The sequence below is a fragment of the Sphingomonas sp. genome (assembly GCF_036388215.1).
Classification (GTDB): Bacteria; Pseudomonadota; Alphaproteobacteria; order Sphingomonadales; family Sphingomonadaceae; genus Sphingomonas.
In genome coordinates this window covers 39,154-55,043 of record NZ_DASVSH010000011.1, presented here as the reverse complement: position 1 = coordinate 55,043, position 15,890 = coordinate 39,154, and the positions used below count along the sequence as shown (strand labels likewise).

Below are 15,890 nucleotides of genomic sequence, written 5' to 3'. Positions count from 1 at the left end.
GACAGGCCTAGGTCAGGCATCTTGATGGGGCTGGTGCTGTGAAACCCAGTCCAATTCGAGCCTTCTCGGAATCCAAATGGCAATCACCGGCACGTCATCGGCAACGGGTTCGTCATTCCGACGAAGATTGAGCCGATGCAATTGCACGGTCACAGTCTCGTCGTCACGAAAGGCCGTATCGCCCGGATAGCTGTAGCCGCCCGAGGCAAGGCGGGTGGCGCCCTGGAAAAGCTCGTTGATCTTGCCGTTGGCGTCAATTGCGCGGGATCGCGCAAATTCCGGGCTGACTTGATAGACCGTGCAGTGCTCGTCGCCGTTGTTTTCCAGCGCCCGCGATATTTGCAGCATCAATCCGACAAGATTGCGGGAGTCCCCGGCTCCCGTCACGCGGAACGGCACGATCAAGTCGCTGACGATTTGCGCAAGCGACAAACCCCGCTGCACGCGATGACGCTGAGCTGGCTCCCGGTCGGCTGTGTTTGGGTCTTGCTCAAGAGCGAGACCGGCGACGAAGGCCTCCGTGGTCAAGCGATTAGCGTTCATCACTCCATCGGGTGCTTCAGCGATTGAAGGATAGAACCACCGATCTGCGTAATTGCCGCGCACATAATCGAACTCGATAATGTTACGGCGACAGGCCGAGAGCGCCGGGGAAAGCACGAAGGCTCGCTTCCAATCGCTCAAGGGACCGCCACGTTGCTGAACCTCCTGCAATTGGCGGCGCATGTCATTCTCATGCTCGACATATTCCTCAAAGGCGTTGAGGGCGTCCTGTTCAAGATAGACGCGACAAAATCCGAGATAGCGCTGCTTGTAGCCGAAAAATCGCCCGCGTTGCTGGACGGTGTCGGCATTTCCCACGCCGGGGCCGCGCGGCATGTAAGTGACAGTCAGGCCCTCGACCGTGAAGCCTCTGTCCATCGCCTGACCGCCAACCAGAATCCATCCGTAAGACTGACTCCAGTCGATCTCAGGCGTGCTGCCCCCGCGCGCATTGACCTGCTCGATCTTGGTCAAGCGGAACGCGCGGCGGAGTTGCAAGCTAACATTCTCGAAGCTGGGCAGGTGGTCCACGGTCCCGTCCAACTCAGCATGAGACTGGCGAAACTCATCGACCAAATCCTGCTTATCCGGGTCGCCGTCCGGCAGGTCCAAAATCCGCTGCCAATCGTCAAACATGTCACTGATCCAGCGCCAATACTCGGCATGGGAATCCGTGCGCTGTGACGGATGCACCAGCATTGACCGGCGCGCGTTGCGCGCGCTGCGGCCTTCGAGAAGCCCCGCCGCCACACCGAGTAGAAAGATGCGCAGGGCTTCGCGCAACGGCTCGGGTGGATCGGTCAGAGGGTTGTCATCTGTGGAGATGTCCTGCGGGTCGATCACGCGTACGAGAGGCATGTTGCCCTGAAAAAAGAGCTGTCCGCCGACATAGCCGGTGCCGGGTTCAAGCACCTCCACGAAGCCCGGCGAAAGCGCATCAATAATGTTAATGAGCAGCGGTGCCTGTGGCGTCGCCGTGTATTGCAAGAACGTGTGGTTCGGCACGGCATCGCGCAATTCGAGCAGGCGCTGATAGGTCGTGCTCTGACGCTGCTGGTTCACGAGCGTGTTCAAACTGGCTTGGTCAGCCTCATCGTCAATGATGAGGGTCGGAACGCCGGTGAGGTCGAGGTGCCGCAGAAGCCCTACCAGCGTGCGCAGCCAGCGGTGGTTCTTCATGACGGTGATCAGAATGGTCGCCCGCTCGCTTTGCGGCACAGCCGGATCGGACCATTCTCCCAACGTCTGTTGAATATGGCGGCGGCTCGTCTCGTTATCGAGCGGATTGGTGTAAAGCCGCCACTGCAACGAGCCTTCGATCTCATCGATTTGAAGATCCTTGCGGAGCCTGTCGGTGGATTGCTTCAAGAGCAGCTTGGAAATGCCAGCGACAACGATGACGATTTGAAAACCATTGTCCCGCGCCAGCGCCATGACAGTGGTGAACGAAAGGGTCTTGCCGCTCTGCACGTACCCGACAACGAGGCCGGTCTCGCTGCCGGTGTCGGCCTGCGGATTGGCAGATTTAGAGAGAATGGATGCAGCCGAGTTAAGGACGGCCTCTCGCGCTTCTTCGCTTTCATGCGCCAGCTTGCGCGCTACTAAATCCCGCGCTTCCTCTCCAGTAAAGACTTCCCAATTAGCGCCCGGCGGAAGTGCGGGCGGGATTGGGGTTATCGTTGCGCGGCCGTCGGTCATGGTCGGAACTTAGGGTTTAGCCAAAGCCTCACGCAACAATTCATTTAGGTTGCGGCGGATCGTGCCCGCAAGCTTTACCCCTGTTCCCCGTGCGAGCTTTTCTGAAAGAGCTAGGCCCGCTGCCAAACGCAGCGTCGCCTCCATCGCTTCCGGATCGGCCTGCACGAAGCTCACCATGAAGGGGTGAACAAGCGAGAGGCGGATTTGCAGCACCTGCACCCCATCTGCCCGGGCGGGCTGGTCGCTGACGGCCAGCCAATCACCCTCGGCTGGATCGTTGGTCATCTCGATGCGCAGCAGCCATTTCTGCTCGCGGAATGAGATCATCAACTCGCGCGCGGCAAGCGTAGGTTCGGGCTCAAGTGGCGTGGTGTCGGTCTCGACTGGTTCTTCGGCGACCAAGCCCGGCAAAGCATCGGGCAACGTCGTCTGCATGGCCTCAACCGCGCTGGCGATGGCCTTCTGCGCCGCATCGGCAAGTTCATTACGGGCAACCTGAACGCGATAAAGGTCGGCCTGACGCAAGAGCGGCAACTCGTCCTTATCGAGTTCTTCTCGCAGCAATTCGAGGAATGGCTGCTCGTTCTCGTCCCAGCGGAAGCCATCTTTGGTGTGGCTGACCTCGAACCCCTCTAGGTGCAACTCACCGAACAGCCTGCGCCATTTGAAATTGCCCGGCTGTCCAAAGATGAAGGGCGGACGGTAGCCTTCGTCGCCGCTGCCCTCGATCAAGCGTCCGCGCCGGAAAAGTGCGAACCCCGATCGGTTGGTGTTCATCGGGTCCATCAACCCCGCGAAGCCATGCGCGGACAACCCGCCGCCCAAGTCAAAGTTGATATCGCAGAGCCACTCTTTGGCGCCGTCATCCGGCTTCCTCACGAAAGGCGCATTGAGCAATCGTGGTGGCGCATATTCAAGGAGATCAGAGTTCAACCGAAGCTCCAGAATCCCCTTCCTGACATAGACGCGGTAAATGTCGGTGAGGTGATCCTTGATCTTGCCGAGCGTCCGGCCGGCGGGAACGTGGTAGGGTTCTTCGAGCACAATCTCGGTGAAATGAGCGTTAGCCGTGGATGGGGTGTCGTCGATATCCAACTCTTCGAGTTGGTCACGGACAATACTGGCAACGTCGAATCGGACCAGCCGTTCTACCGTCTCGCCAAGCGCCTTTGTACGGACAGACCATCGGGGCGCAAACCAGCAGGCCGCGCTTTTCATGCCCATGCCAAATTCAGAGAGGCCAGTGCGATCGGGCGGGACCGCCGCCGGCCGGAACGCTCTTGGAAAGTCCTTCGACGCTATGCCCGCGGCATTGTCGCGGATCACAATGCGGGTCGGAGCAACAGCCTCGATGACGATACCGACCTTGAGCCGGAATTCCGGCCCGTGGAGCGCTTCTAATTGCTCCTTGTTGGCGACGTAGCTTTGCACGGCGTTGTCGACAAACTCGGCGAGCGCGAACCACGTCTTATAATTGAGGTGGCGTAGTATTGAGAGAACACTGACGCCCGGTCGTATGGGAACAGCGGTGATGCGGCCCTGGCCTGCGGCATCAGGCTGCAAGGCTCGCCTCCGTGCGAGCGCGCGGCCGAACTGAGACCTCTAGCGTCTCGGAGGGTGTCTTGATGAGCGCTTCCGCGACGGCGGCGATCACATCGACGTTGACCGCGTTGCCTAAGGCCTTGTGCGCGGCTCCTTGGCTTTCCGGCAAGAACTCGAGTTGGCCCATGCTCTGCAAGCGGGCACACTCTCGCATCGTCATGTAGCGCCCTTCCCAAGGGATCACCGGAACCTGACTTGTCGTGAGTGCGACGAGCGACGGAGCGGCGGTCGGGCGCTTTGCCCGAATGCCCGACGCTCGAAACTGCAGGACGGCCTGCCAAAGGTCGCGCGGCCCGCCCTTCCAATTCCATTCGAGCTTTTGAAAGCTCGCGGCGAAATCTCCTATACGCGGGAGCCACGGGTCGATGATCGCCTTGTGCCGCTTATAGAACTCCCGATTTTGGCGAATGAAATGCTGCTTCCACTCGGGGAAGGCGTCGCTCTCGCCCCGCGCATAAGCGGGTAGCGCTGCCTTGACCTCCTCGGCAGTCAACCCTTTTAGCGAACGGCCGAGCGCGCCTTTGAAAGACCCGATGTTATCGAAGCCGATCTTGTGCGGAGACAGGTCGCGGAAAGGATATGTTGCCCCGAACTCCATCGCCCAGATGGGGAAAGACGGTAAATCCTCTCCCTTCGGCAAGGCGTCGATCAAGTCTTGCCAAGCTTCTAGGTATTGGATGAATTTGGGTCCAAGGGCCTTCGCATTCGGAGGATTTTTGTCCAGCACGGATCTGATGCTGACACTCTCTGGCCGGTGTGTTGCTGTCGGCCAGACGAAGTGGGCAAGGCCCTTTCTCGCACCGACTATGATTGCGCGCTCTCGCACCTGTGGCACCCCGAACATGTGTGGGGACAGCTTGCCGAGATCGACTTCGTAGCCGATGGCTTCGAGCTTTTCCTTGATCTTTTCCCACGTCTTACCGTCATCGTGACGGATCAGGTTCGGGACATTCTCGATCAGAAGATAGGCAGGCTGATGCGTGCCCAGAATCTTGAGCACATAGTCAAACAAGTCCCCCCATTGCGGACAGTCAAAGCCGAGTTGATCGCCGGCCTTGGAAAACGGCTGGCAAGGAAAACCCGCGGTCAAAATATCGTGGGCCGGAACTTCGGCGAAGGCTTCCCGGATATCGCCCTTAGGCTTCAAGCCGAAGTTTTTCTCGTAAAGATCACCCAGCACTGGATCGAGTTCGGACGCGAAAACGCAATGGTGGCCTTGGCGTTCAAGCGCCTGATGGAATCCGCCCAGACCGGCGAATAGGTCAATGAAGCGAAGCCCTGCCAAGGTCACTCGTCCAACGGAAATTTGAGTTGCCGCGCCGCTTGGCGATCAAGCAAATTCTTCACCGCAACGCCGACAACGTAGTTTAGCGTAAGCGGTGGGCGGTGGGCGCTACTTAAAGCCATCAAGGAATCGTAGTCCGCTCTATTCAGCGACACCGTAAACCGCTTCTGCTCTAACGGTTTGGTCACATCACACCTCGTTGCACCAAACTGCACCAGTTACGGGAGGTTGTCAAAGCTGTCGCATTCGTGCTGTCGGACTTGCTAAAGTGCAAAAAGCTGAAAAAATATATGCGGATGGCGGATGGGATAATTGGTGATCGCAGTCCATCGGCCCGCAAAAGAGGGTGTTACCCTTCTCCATCCGAATCCGCTTGCTACCTATTTGCTACTTAGCGATCCAGCGGCAGCTATGACCAGCAGTTAAGTCATTGAAATTGTGGTGGACGCACTTGGGCTCGAACCAAGGACCCGCTGATTAAGAGTCAGCTGCTCTACCAACTGAGCTATGCGTCCATTCCGCGCGGGCTCCGAATGCGCCTTTGGAAAGGGCGCCGCCGCGATTGGAGGGGCGCGGTTAGCACCGGTTCGGCGGTTTGCAAACCCCAAAATAACGACGCCTGGATCTGCGGGAAGTGGCGGAGAGGGTGGGATTCGAACCCACGGTGAGCGTTAACCCACGCCGCATTTCGAGTGCGGTACATTCGACCACTCTGCCACCTCTCCGCGAGGTCATTAGATGCCATCCGTGACGGCGGCACCGGTCGATGAGCCGGCGCGTCTAGCGCAATGATTTGCGGCTCGCAAGCGGGGTCCTTGTGCGGCGCGGCGGAAACATTAGATTGGGTGCATGGCCCCTTCCGATCCCTCGATCCCCTATGAAGCCGCGGTTCCCATGCCGCCCGTGGCGACCGCGCGCTTCGGCATCGGCGAAGTCGTGCGGCACCGCCTGTTCGAGTTTCGCGGGGTGATCTTCGATGTCGATCCCGTCTTCGCGAACAGCGAGGAATGGTATGCGGCGATCCCCGAGGATGTGCGCCCGCGCAAGGATCAGCCCTTTTACCACCTGCTCGCGGAAAATGCCGAGTCGAGCTACATCGCCTATGTCAGCCAGCAGAACTTGGTGACCGACGACAGCGACGAGCCGGTCGATCATCCGGCGATCGACGGCTTGTTCGACGGCTATGACGCCGGGCGGTATAATCTGCGCCCCGAGCACCGGCATTAATCGTCACCCCGGCGAAAGCGGGAGACGAGTAAAAGAAAAGGGCCCGCAAAGGCCCCTTCCCTTTCCAGAATCCGCCCGTGCCTCAGAATTCCGCGGTGAAGCGTCCGTAGAGGAAACGGCCGTTGAAGCCGAAGGGCGAGAAGCTGCTGAACGGCTGGTAATAAGCGTCGACCGGATATTGCCCGCCCACGCTGGCCGGGCGATTTCCGGTCGGGCGCGCGTCGGGATAGACGTCGAACAGGTTGTTCGCGCCGATCGCGAAGGTCGCGTGTTCCTTGAAGGTCCAGCGCACTTCGAGATCGGTGACCCATTTGGGCGACAGGAAGAGATCGTCCGGGCCGTAAGCCGTCAGGCTTGCCGCATTGGGAGCGAGCGGGGCCGTGGCGCCGGGCGCGATCACCTTGCCATAGCGAGTCGATCGCGTGGTGATGCCGAAATCGCCCAGCGAGCCTTCGGCGCTGAGCACGATCTTGTCGCGCGGCTGGCCGTCGGTGAAGCGGATGCCTTCCAGCCGGCCGAACAGGATCAGGCCGGGGATCGTCGAGACGCCTGAAAGGTCGCTGATCCTACGATCGATCTTGTTCCTGTTGTAATTATACGCAGCCGAAAGCGACCAATTGCCGAGACCGGCGAGGCCCATCCGATACGTGGCGACGACATCCACGCCCTGGGTGGTCGTATCCAGGCCATTGATGAAGAACCGCGCCGCGCCGACCGACTGGAAGCCATTGGCGTCCAGGATAGCCTTCACCGCGGCGTTGACCGTCGCCGTGCCGCTGCCGGCCGCACCGAGATTCTCGGTGAGCACGATGCGGTCCTTGATCTTGATGTTGTAATAATCCGCGGTGACGTTGAATCCGCGGAAGGGATTGATCGTCGCGCCCCCGCTGAAGTTGATCGACCGCTCCGGCTCGAGCGGCTGGGCGCCGAGCGCGCGCGCCACCGGGCTGGAGACCGCCTGGGTGCTGATTTCCACCGGCACGCCCGAAATGAAGTTGGTCGAAGTAGTGGTGAAATATTGCTGGTGGAGCGACGGGGCGCGGAAGCCGTTCGAGACCGATCCGCGGATCGCGAAGCCCCGCGTGAACTCGTAGCGCGCGGCGAGCTTGCCGTTGATCGTTTCGCCAAAGTCCGAGAAATGCTCGTAGCGGCCCGCGGCGGTCACCGTGAAGCCGTCGAACAGATCGGTGTCGAGCTCGACATAGCCGGCATAGCTGTTGCGGCTGACATCGGTCGCGGCACTTGTGGGGAAGCCCGGAAAGCCCTGCGCGCCGACCAGGGCAGCACGGCCCGGGAAGCTGCAGATGCCGGTCGCGGCGGTAAAGACGCCGCCCTGGGTGGTGCAGTTCGCCGCGGTGGTCGCGAACGACGCGCGGAAAAACGGGCCGATCGCAAAGGACTGGGTCTCGCCCGGGCGGATGTTGAAATCCTCGTTGCGATATTCGGCGCCGAGCGCGAAGGTCAGCGGCTTGGCGAACCCCATGTCGAATTCGCGGCTGACGTCGAGGTTGGCGGTGAGCTGGCCGAACTGCAGCCCGCCCGAATCGAAATCGCGCAGCGACGCCGGACCATAGGAAGTATTCTGGCTGTTTTCGGTGCGGTAATCGAACTTGTTGTTGCCATAGACCAGCGACAGATCGGTCGACCAGCCGCCCAGATCGCCGCGGATTCCGATAGCCGCCGAATAATCGGTCAGGTCCGAATGGATGAAGGGAAGGAAGCCATCGGGCCGCAGCGGCACGAAGTTCGCCGCGCTCGGCGTGGTTGCCGGCGTGATGACCGAGAAGTCGCGATTGTTGGCGGAGCCGGACTGGCGATAATTCGCGGCGCTCAGGCCGTCGCGCTTCGAATAGGAGCCGAACGCATAGAGTTCGAAGAGCCCAACCGGGACGCCGGCATTGATGAAGACATTGGTGTCCTCGGTCTTCGGGTCGCCATATTGGAAGTTGAGCCGGTTGAAGCCCGCCTCGCGTGCATCGAAAGCGGCGGTGGGGCGATTGTAATTGGGCCGAAGATCGTAACCCGCGCGATTGGTGTTGTCGCGGTCGCGATACTCGGCGGTGAGGTTGACATAGCCTTCGGCCAGGATCGGCAGGCCGATGTTGAAGCCGAGCGTCCACAGGTCGCCGTCGTTCGCCTTGCGGTCCCCGTTGCGGGTGGCCGCCAGGATGCGGCCATCGGAAGTGTCGAAGGTTGGCGCGCCGCCGGTCAGCGCGAGCGTCGCCTCGGGCACGCCTTCGAGAGTAGTGACGTATTTTCCGTAGCTTACGGAGGCGCGGCCGCCGCGGCTGGCGCGCTTGAGCTGGACGTTGATGACGCCGGCGATCGCATCCGAGCCATATTGCGACGATGCGCCGTCACGCAGCACTTCGATCCGCTCGATCGCCAATGCCGGGATGGTGTTGAGATCGACCGCCGCCGAGCCGCGGCCGACGGAGCCGTTGATGTTGAGCAGCGCGCTGACATGGCGGCGCTTGCCGTTAACGAGCACCAGCGTCTGATCCGGTGCGAGGCCGCGCAGCGATGCCGGGCGGATCACGTCGGTGCCGTCGGTGATCGAAGGCTGGGGGAAATTGAACGAGGGGACCAGCTGGTTGAGGATCTTGTTGGTCTCGCCCAGCCCCGAGCTGGCCATGGATTCAGCGGAGATCACGTCGATCGGCACGGCGCTGTCCGCAACGGTGCGGTTGGCGGCGCGCGTGCCCGTCACCACGATCGTCTGGCCGGGGTCGTTGTCCGGCACGGCATCGCCGGGGGTTGCGCCCTCCACTTCCTGCGCGGGCGGAGTAGCCGATGTCTGTGCCTGCGCCGTTGCCGCAAACGCAAAGACCGAAGCCGTGACAGAAAGCGTGGATAGGATCGTTCGACGCATGATGCCCTCCCTGGAAGCGGATCGCCCCTCTAAGTGCCGACAGTATCGGCTAAGTTTCGAGTAACGAAAGCGAAACATTTGTGCGGCGCAATGGTATTTTTCCTCCTGTGTCCGGCGGGCAACATTCTTGATCGGCGCGGGAGATGGTTGACAGCGAAAGGCCTTTGGCATAGCTGCGCCCTTCCTCCTGCCGGGGCCTTCCCTGGCGGGCACATGCTTTTGGTTAGAGAAGAGACCCATGTTCGCTATCGTGCGCACGGGCGGCAAGCAGTATCGCGTTGCCGCCGGAGACAAGATCGTAGTCGAGAAGCTCGACGGTGAGGCCGGTTCGACGGTCACGCTGGGCGATATCCTGCTCGCGGGCGAAGGCAGCGAACTGAAATCGACGGACGGCCTGACCGTTTCCGCCGAGATCATCGCGCAGGCGAAGGCCGACAAGGTCATCGTGTTCAAGAAGCGCCGCCGGCACAATTATCGCCGCAAGAACGGCCACCGCCAGCAGCACACGATCCTGAAGATCACCGCCATCGGTGCACAGGAAGAAAAGAAGAAGGCCGCGCCCAAGGCGAAGAAGGCCGACGCTCCCGTTGCCGAGGCTGCTGCCCCGGCCGCCGAAGCGTAAGCAGGAGTAGCTTAATATGGCACATAAGAAAGCAGGCGGCTCTTCGCGCAACGGTCGCGACTCCGCTGGCCGCCGTCTCGGCGTCAAGAAGTTCGGCAGCGAAGCAGTCGTCGCCGGCAACATCATCGTGCGCCAGCGCGGCACCCGGATCTATCCGGGCGTGAATGTCGGCATGGGCAAGGACCATACCCTGTTCGCGCTCGTCGATGGCCGCGTGGCGTTCAAGCAGGGCAAGCTCGGCCGCAAATTCTGTTCGGTAGACATGATTGCGGAAGCAGCCGAATAACATCGGGTAACCAGCCGGGTTGCCCACCAGGGTGATCCGGGTCCGGCGAACGGACTAACCGAAAAGGGAGACGGGTTACCCCGGCTCCCTTTTTTATTGCTCCCTCACCCAAGTGAATGCCGCCGGCGCGTCACAGTGACACGCCAGGGGCAATCGCGAAGACGAGGAGAGTCGCCATGTTCGTGCGGACGGAGAGACTGACGTTGCGGCCCGCCTGGGCCGAGGATGCGCCCCAACTGGCGGCGGCGATCGGCCATGAGGCAGTGGTGCGCAATCTCGCGCGCGCGCCCTGGCCCTACCCCATCGAGGCGGCGCAGACCTTTGCCGAGAGCTTCACCGATCCCGGCGAGGCGAAGTTCCTGGTGTTCGAGCACGTTGGCGCCGGGACCCGCCTGATCGGCGGCATGGGCGTCGGCGCATTCAGGGAGGAGCCGCACGAACTCGGCTATTGGATCACCCCCGATGCCTGGGGCCGCGGCTATGCGACCGAGGCGGCCGGCGCCGTGCTCCGCGCCGCCAGGGCAGCGGGGGTGCGCCGCGTCACCGCCGGTCACTTCGTCGATAACCCCGCCTCGGGCCGCGTGCTGCGCAAGTTGGGCTTCCGTCCCACCGGGCGGATCGTGCCGCTATATTCGCGCGGCCGCGCGGCGGAGGCCCCTACGGCGCGCCATGCGCTCGATCTCGCGGAGGGCGAGAATAGCGCGGGCATGGACCCTGATGCGCGAATGGCCGCCTGACCGCTACGGATGGAGTGGTCGCCCTCCCGATCGCTCCGGCGCCGGATGCCGGCGACTATGCCAAAGCTGCAGGATCGTGATACCATCGACGTGGAGAAGCGAATCCCGGAACCAGGGTTCGCATGTTGGGAGGATCCTATGGCCAGGGCTGAGGGAATTCGCCGTGCATTGACGATCGCGCTGGGAGGGACCGCATTCGCCGCGGCCAGCCAGGCTCAGGCGCAAACCGCCCCTCCACAGGACCAGGTCACCGTCACCGGCAATCGCATGCCCTCCGCCGAAGCTCCGCGATCGGCCACCTGTGAGGCGCTGGTGCGCGACCCATATTTCCGGGGCTTGCTGGAGGTATCGGGCCAGGCCGGAGTGCTGGGCCCGCCAATCTATCTGCCCACGCGCATGCCGCGAAACCCGGATTATTCGGCGCCGCCGCGGTCCCCGATCGGCTCACCGCTGCCTTCCCTGCCCAAAGCGCGCTTCGGCGTGCGCGATGCCGTCACCAGCGGCGAATCCGGGGTTGTCTCGAATGTGTACGCCGCCGATCTGACCAGTGCGAACGGCAGCGGCATTTCGCTGGAGCCGGGCAGCGTCGAAAGTGGAGTGGCTGCCTGCCGGGCAGTATATGAGCGCGGCGGCGGCCCCGCTGGGGAGGCGGGGCGGCCCACGGCCGCCAGCTCCAGGCTGGAACAGGGGCCTTTGTCGCTGACCGAAAGCGCCTCTTCGCGCTTCGCAAACGGCCTCGCCACCCGTGCCGCGCACGACAAATCGCTGCCGACGGCCTTCGCCCTGTTCGACCAGGGCCGCTATGGCGAGTCGCTGGAGTGGTTTCGCAAGGCGTCCGACAAGCTGCCGGCGGGCTATGGCGGCGCGGAAGCCGATCTGTTCATCGGGAAGCTGTATCTTCAGGGACTGGGCGACAAATCGGATATCGCCCAAGGGATCAAGTGGTTGAAAAAGACCGCAACGGCATCCTTCAACCCCATCTCGGAAACCCCGGTATTCGATCCCCAGCGGCCCGAGATGAACACCGCCCCGGGCGAAGCCGCGATCATTCTGGCAAATCTTTATCGTTATGGCTCCCGCGATGTTCCCAAGAATCTCGCGGAATCCCGCAAATGGTATGAGCGCGCGCGCGACGTTGGGCACATCCCGGCGGCAAAAGTGCTGGGCGATCTATATTATGACGGTTCCGGTGGACCGCGGGACGTGAAGAAGGCGGTGTCCTATTATCGCGAAGCCGCGAAATACGGTCTTCCCTCCGCGCAGGTTGCGCTCGCCGATATCCTTCACAATGGCGAAGACACCGTCGCGCAGGATCGCAAGCAGTCGCTCGCCTGGTATCAGGCGGCGGCGAAGAGCAATCATCCCGGCGCTCTCTATGCGCTCGCCCGTGCCTATGATCTGGGCGAGGGGGCAAAGCCTGATCCGCAACTGGCCATCGGCTTCTACAAATCGGCCGCCCTGGGCGGAAACGCAGCGGCGATGGCTGCGATGGGCACCTATTTCTATGAGGGCAAGCTGGTCGCCAGGAACTACGCCACCGCCCGGCGCTGGTTCGAAGCCGCGGCCGGCCAATCCGACCCCGATGGCATGTTCAACCTGGCGGCGATGCTCTCGAAGGGCGAAGGCGGGCCGAAGGACCTGCCTAAGGCGTGGGCCTGGATGAAGCGCGCGGGGGCGACCGGCCACCAGAATGCTCCGCGCGGCCTGGCCACGCTTGAGAGTCGCATGACTCCTGACGAGAGACAGGCCGCCGCGGCAAGCATCAGGTCGTAACGGTTACGGCCCGGTCCGGGCGGCTTTGCGAAACAGGCCGCCCGAGACCAGCCACAGGATCGTGAAGAACACCGTCAGCACCCCCACGTCCCTGGGCCAGATGGGCCCGTCCGCACCGAGCCGGCCGGCCACCGCGACGATACCCACCAATGCCTGCGCCCCGGCGACTAGGAATAGCGTCCACGCCATCCCTCCGGCTCTGAACCGCGCCAGGGCTGCACCCGCCAGGCCGATCGCCAGCACGCCGGCGAACATCAGATTGGCCGGGTCGCCTTCGTCTCCGATGATGCCGACGGCCGCGTTGAGCCAGATGAGCAGGAATGCGCCCGCCAGCGCCGCGGCCATCGCGATCCGATAGGCGCTGTTCGCCGTCATGCGCACCACTGCTTCCAAAATAAGCCCGCTCCCGATGATCATGATCCCGGCAAACGCGAAATCCTCAACGCCCCAGTTCATTTCGCTGGTGAATTGCATCGCCACCAGCGGCGCCAGGAGGAGCAGGGCGGCGATGCTCCAGCCTGTCGCGCGCCACGGGAAGCCGCGCCGTCCGCCGTTCGTCTCCGAATAGTCCGTCATTGCCTTGCCCTTGTGCTGGAATGAGCCTCCGGTGTAGCCGGGCATCCGATGAGCGGCATGAGCGCCAGGTGAGGGTTCGCTGAAATGACTTCCGGCAGCTTTCGCTTCGATCGCTTCCTCCTCGATCCCGCCGACCGTCGCCTGAAGCGTGACGGCGCCCCTGTCGAGCTCAACGCCCGCTATCTCGATGCATTGGCGCTGCTGGTTCGCGAACAGGGCAAGCTCGTCTCCAAGGACCGGTTTCTCGACGAAGTCTGGCGCGGCGTGCCGGTGACCGACGAGGCGCTGACGCAGTGCATCAAGACGCTCCGACGGCAGTTGGGCGACGATGCGGCGCGGCCGCGCTTCATCGAGACCGTGCCGAAGCATGGCTATCGCTTCATCGCGGCGGTTGAGGATGGCGCGGGCCGGATACCTGACACCCCTCCCCTGGCCGCACCCTCGCCGGCTTCGCATTATTCGTGGCGGGAGTGCCTGATCCTCACGGGCGCGGGAACGCTGGGGGCCGGCATCGCGGGCCTTCTGGGCGGCATATTCTATGGCGTCGCCGGCGCATCGCAGCCGCTCCAGGCGGGAACCGGCGCGGTCTCGATACTGCTCGTGCTGCTCGCTCTTACGCTGGTCGCCGCGCTGACCGGTGGCGCGGGGGTGAGCTTCGGGATCGCCGCCGCGGGCTTTGCGCGCAATGATCGCGGGCTATGGTCGGCCTTTGGCGGGGCGCTCGGCGGAGCGCTAATCGGCGGCTTCGTCAAGCTGCTGGGGCTCGATGCGTTCGACTTGCTGCTCGGCAAGTCGCCGGGCGACATCACCGGGGCAGCCGAAGGGGCGATGCTGGGCGGCGCAGCGGGCATCGGATGCTGGCTCGCCAGCCGGGACGGTGCATTCCGGCTCCGGCGCAGCATGATCGCCGCTGGATTGGTTGGCGGGGCGACCGGCATCCTAGTGCCGTTATTGGGCGGGCGGCTTATGGGCGGGAGTCTCGACCTGCTCGCGCGGCAATTCACCGATTCGCGCCTGCGGCTCGATCAGATCGGCGCGATTCTGGGTGAAAGCGGCTTTGGCCCGCTCAGCCAGATCGTCACCGCGGGGCTGGAGGGCGCGCTGTTCTCCGCGTGCATCGTCGGCGCGATCATTCTCGGCCGACGCGCTGTGGGCGGAACCCGCTAGGCCGCGACCGCCATCGCATAGTCGCTCTCGGTCTTGCCGATCAGGTGGCGGTCGTCATGGTTCCACGGGTGGAAGCCGGGCAGGAAATAAGCGATCCATGCCGGGAATATCCGCCGCAGTAACCCCGGGCTCGCCAGCAGATACCACCAGACCCGGCGTCGCGCGCCTTTCTCCAGCCCGTCCTGCCGCAGCAGCTCGACTGCGCCATCCACGCGCTTCTTCCAGAAATTGAGCGTCACCAGCAGCATCATCAGCGCCTTGAGCTTCCACCGCCGCCATTTGCTCCAGCCCTTGGTAGCATGGAGCCAGGTGTCATAAGCGACGCCCTTATGCTCCAACTCCTCGATCGCATGCCAGCGCCACATATCGGCCTGCGCGGCATCGACTCCGGCGAAATAGCGCCGGTCCTTGAGCATCATCGCGGCGAGGATCGCCGTGTAATGCTCCAGCGCCATCGTCGCGGCCAGGTTTACGATCGGCGGGCGCTGCCTGATCAGCACCAGCATGTCGTCCACCACTTGCTCCAGCGGCGCGAGGTCGTAACCCGCTTCGATTACGCGCTTGTTGAATGCGACATGCTCGCGGCTGTGCATCACTTCCTGGAGGGTGAATGCCTTGATTTCGGCTTCGAGGCGGGGGGAAGCGCCCTCGCGGAAAGCCTTGACGCTTTCGATGAAGAACGCCTCGCCCTTGGGAAACGTGATCGAAAGCGCATTATGAAATGCAGTACCCACCGGATCGCCGGCCAGCCACCACCGCGCCTGGCCCGCCTCGCGCCCGAAGCGGCGATCGCGCGGCGTGATGGTCAGGTCCGCGGGAGTCTTTGCTTTCGTCACGGAGATTCCTCCACTAAGCCGGTTTCCCTGGGGGCATAAAGTTTACTTACATTGATGTCAATAAGTCCACGCAAACGCCTTAGCCCGGAAGAATCGCGCGATGCCGCGATGGAAGCCGCGCGGGCGCTTCTGCTCGAATCCGGCCCCCAGGCCGTCACGCTCAAGGCAGTCGCGGCGCGCATCGGGCGCACCCACGCCAATCTGCTACACCATTTCGGCTCCGCCGCCGGACTCCAGAAGGCGCTGGCGGCGAACATCGCGGAAAGCGTGACCGCCAAGATCGGCACAGCGATCATGCGGGCGCGCGAAACCGATCACAATCCCCGCGAGGTGGTCGATCTGACCTTCGATGCCTTCGACAAGGAAGGGGCCGGCGCGCTGGCGAGCTGGATGATACTCACCGGCAATCATGACGTGCTCGAACCGATCCTGGAGTCGGTCCAAAAACTGGTCGATATGATCGATCGCGATCATCCGCATGAAGGCATGACGCTCCAGGAGGAGACGCTTCACCTGGTGCTGATGGCGCTTGGGGACGCCTTGCTCGGCGCCCCGATGGCCCAGGCGCTGGGCCTGCCGCGCGACAAGGCGCGCGCGCTGGCTACCGACGCCATGCTCCGCGCGCACTTGCATCCGTAGGGCTACCCTGCCAGCCGTCTTGCCCCC

The 15,890-nt window shown here is 62.8% G+C and carries 13 protein-coding genes and 2 tRNA genes; 7 read left to right on the top strand and 8 right to left on the bottom strand.

Going from position 1 to position 15,890, the window contains the following annotated elements:
* Positions 1-12: 12 nt before the first annotated feature.
* The 5 genes from VF617_RS05025 to VF617_RS05005 all read right to left on the bottom strand — a co-directional run bounded on the left by VF617_RS05025 (position 13) and on the right by VF617_RS05005 (position 5,853).
* Positions 13-2,241 carry a Z1 domain-containing protein gene (locus VF617_RS05025; RefSeq protein ID WP_331013775.1) on the bottom strand — a complete coding sequence of 743 codons (2,229 nt, stop codon included), beginning with the start codon at positions 2,239-2,241 and terminating at the stop codon, positions 13-15.
* A gap of 9 nt (positions 2,242-2,250) precedes the next feature.
* Complete coding sequence (locus VF617_RS05020; RefSeq protein WP_331013774.1) at positions 2,251-3,804, bottom strand: ATP-binding protein; 1,554 nt, start codon at positions 3,802-3,804, stop codon at positions 2,251-2,253.
* The gene (dcm, locus tag VF617_RS05015) at positions 3,794-5,128 is read right to left on the bottom strand and encodes a DNA (cytosine-5-)-methyltransferase (protein ID WP_331013773.1); all 1,335 of its coding nucleotides are present in this window, start codon (positions 5,126-5,128) and stop codon (positions 3,794-3,796) included. The genes VF617_RS05020 and dcm overlap by 11 nt, the downstream gene beginning before the upstream one ends.
* 439 nt (positions 5,129-5,567) lie before the next feature.
* Positions 5,568-5,643 (bottom strand) — tRNA-Lys (locus VF617_RS05010).
* A 120-nt stretch (positions 5,644-5,763) separates the two neighbouring features.
* Positions 5,764-5,853, bottom strand: a tRNA-Ser gene (locus VF617_RS05005).
* 124 nt (positions 5,854-5,977) lie between these two features.
* Here VF617_RS05005 and hspQ point away from each other — a divergent pair.
* The gene (hspQ, locus tag VF617_RS05000; RefSeq protein ID WP_331013772.1) at positions 5,978-6,355 is read left to right on the top strand and encodes a heat shock protein HspQ; all 378 of its coding nucleotides are present in this window, start codon (positions 5,978-5,980) and stop codon (positions 6,353-6,355) included.
* 82 nt (positions 6,356-6,437) lie between these two features.
* On the opposite strand, the gene VF617_RS04995 is transcribed toward hspQ, so the two are convergent.
* Positions 6,438-9,227, bottom strand: coding sequence for a TonB-dependent receptor (locus VF617_RS04995; protein WP_331013771.1), 2,790 nt, complete (start codon positions 9,225-9,227; stop codon positions 6,438-6,440).
* 238 nt (positions 9,228-9,465) lie between these two features.
* Between VF617_RS04995 and rplU the strand changes: the two genes are divergently transcribed.
* From rplU to VF617_RS04975, 4 genes are all read left to right on the top strand, one after another.
* Positions 9,466-9,849, top strand: a complete 384-nt coding sequence (gene rplU / locus VF617_RS04990) for a 50S ribosomal protein L21 (RefSeq protein ID WP_331013770.1) — start codon at positions 9,466-9,468, stop codon at positions 9,847-9,849.
* A gap of 16 nt (positions 9,850-9,865) precedes the next feature.
* Entirely contained in the window at positions 9,866-10,135 is a 270-nt protein-coding gene (gene rpmA / locus VF617_RS04985; protein WP_331013769.1) for a 50S ribosomal protein L27, read from the top strand.
* Between the two features lie 176 nt (positions 10,136-10,311).
* Entirely contained in the window at positions 10,312-10,872 is a 561-nt protein-coding gene (locus VF617_RS04980; protein WP_331013768.1) for a GNAT family N-acetyltransferase, read from the top strand.
* Between the two features lie 138 nt (positions 10,873-11,010).
* Positions 11,011-12,645 carry an SEL1-like repeat protein gene (locus VF617_RS04975; RefSeq protein WP_331013767.1) on the top strand — a complete coding sequence of 545 codons (1,635 nt, stop codon included), beginning with the start codon at positions 11,011-11,013 and terminating at the stop codon, positions 12,643-12,645.
* 3 nt (positions 12,646-12,648) lie between these two features.
* On the opposite strand, the gene VF617_RS04970 is transcribed toward VF617_RS04975, so the two are convergent.
* The gene (locus VF617_RS04970) at positions 12,649-13,221 is read right to left on the bottom strand and encodes a hypothetical protein (RefSeq protein ID WP_331013766.1); all 573 of its coding nucleotides are present in this window, start codon (positions 13,219-13,221) and stop codon (positions 12,649-12,651) included.
* Between the two features lie 84 nt (positions 13,222-13,305).
* Here VF617_RS04970 and VF617_RS04965 point away from each other — a divergent pair, with 84 nt between their 5' ends.
* Positions 13,306-14,388: a transcriptional regulator gene (locus VF617_RS04965; protein WP_331013765.1), complete on the top strand. Its 1,083-nt coding sequence runs from the start codon at positions 13,306-13,308 to the stop codon at positions 14,386-14,388.
* Here the strand turns inward: VF617_RS04965 and VF617_RS04960 are convergent.
* Positions 14,385-15,224: a metal-dependent hydrolase gene (locus tag VF617_RS04960; protein ID WP_331013764.1), complete on the bottom strand. Its 840-nt coding sequence runs from the start codon at positions 15,222-15,224 to the stop codon at positions 14,385-14,387. The genes VF617_RS04965 and VF617_RS04960 overlap by 4 nt on opposite strands.
* Positions 15,225-15,332: 108 nt before the next feature.
* Here VF617_RS04960 and VF617_RS04955 point away from each other — a divergent pair, with 108 nt between their 5' ends.
* The gene (locus VF617_RS04955) at positions 15,333-15,863 is read left to right on the top strand and encodes a TetR/AcrR family transcriptional regulator (RefSeq protein WP_414713953.1); all 531 of its coding nucleotides are present in this window, start codon (positions 15,333-15,335) and stop codon (positions 15,861-15,863) included.
* Positions 15,864-15,890: the final 27 nt, after the last annotated feature.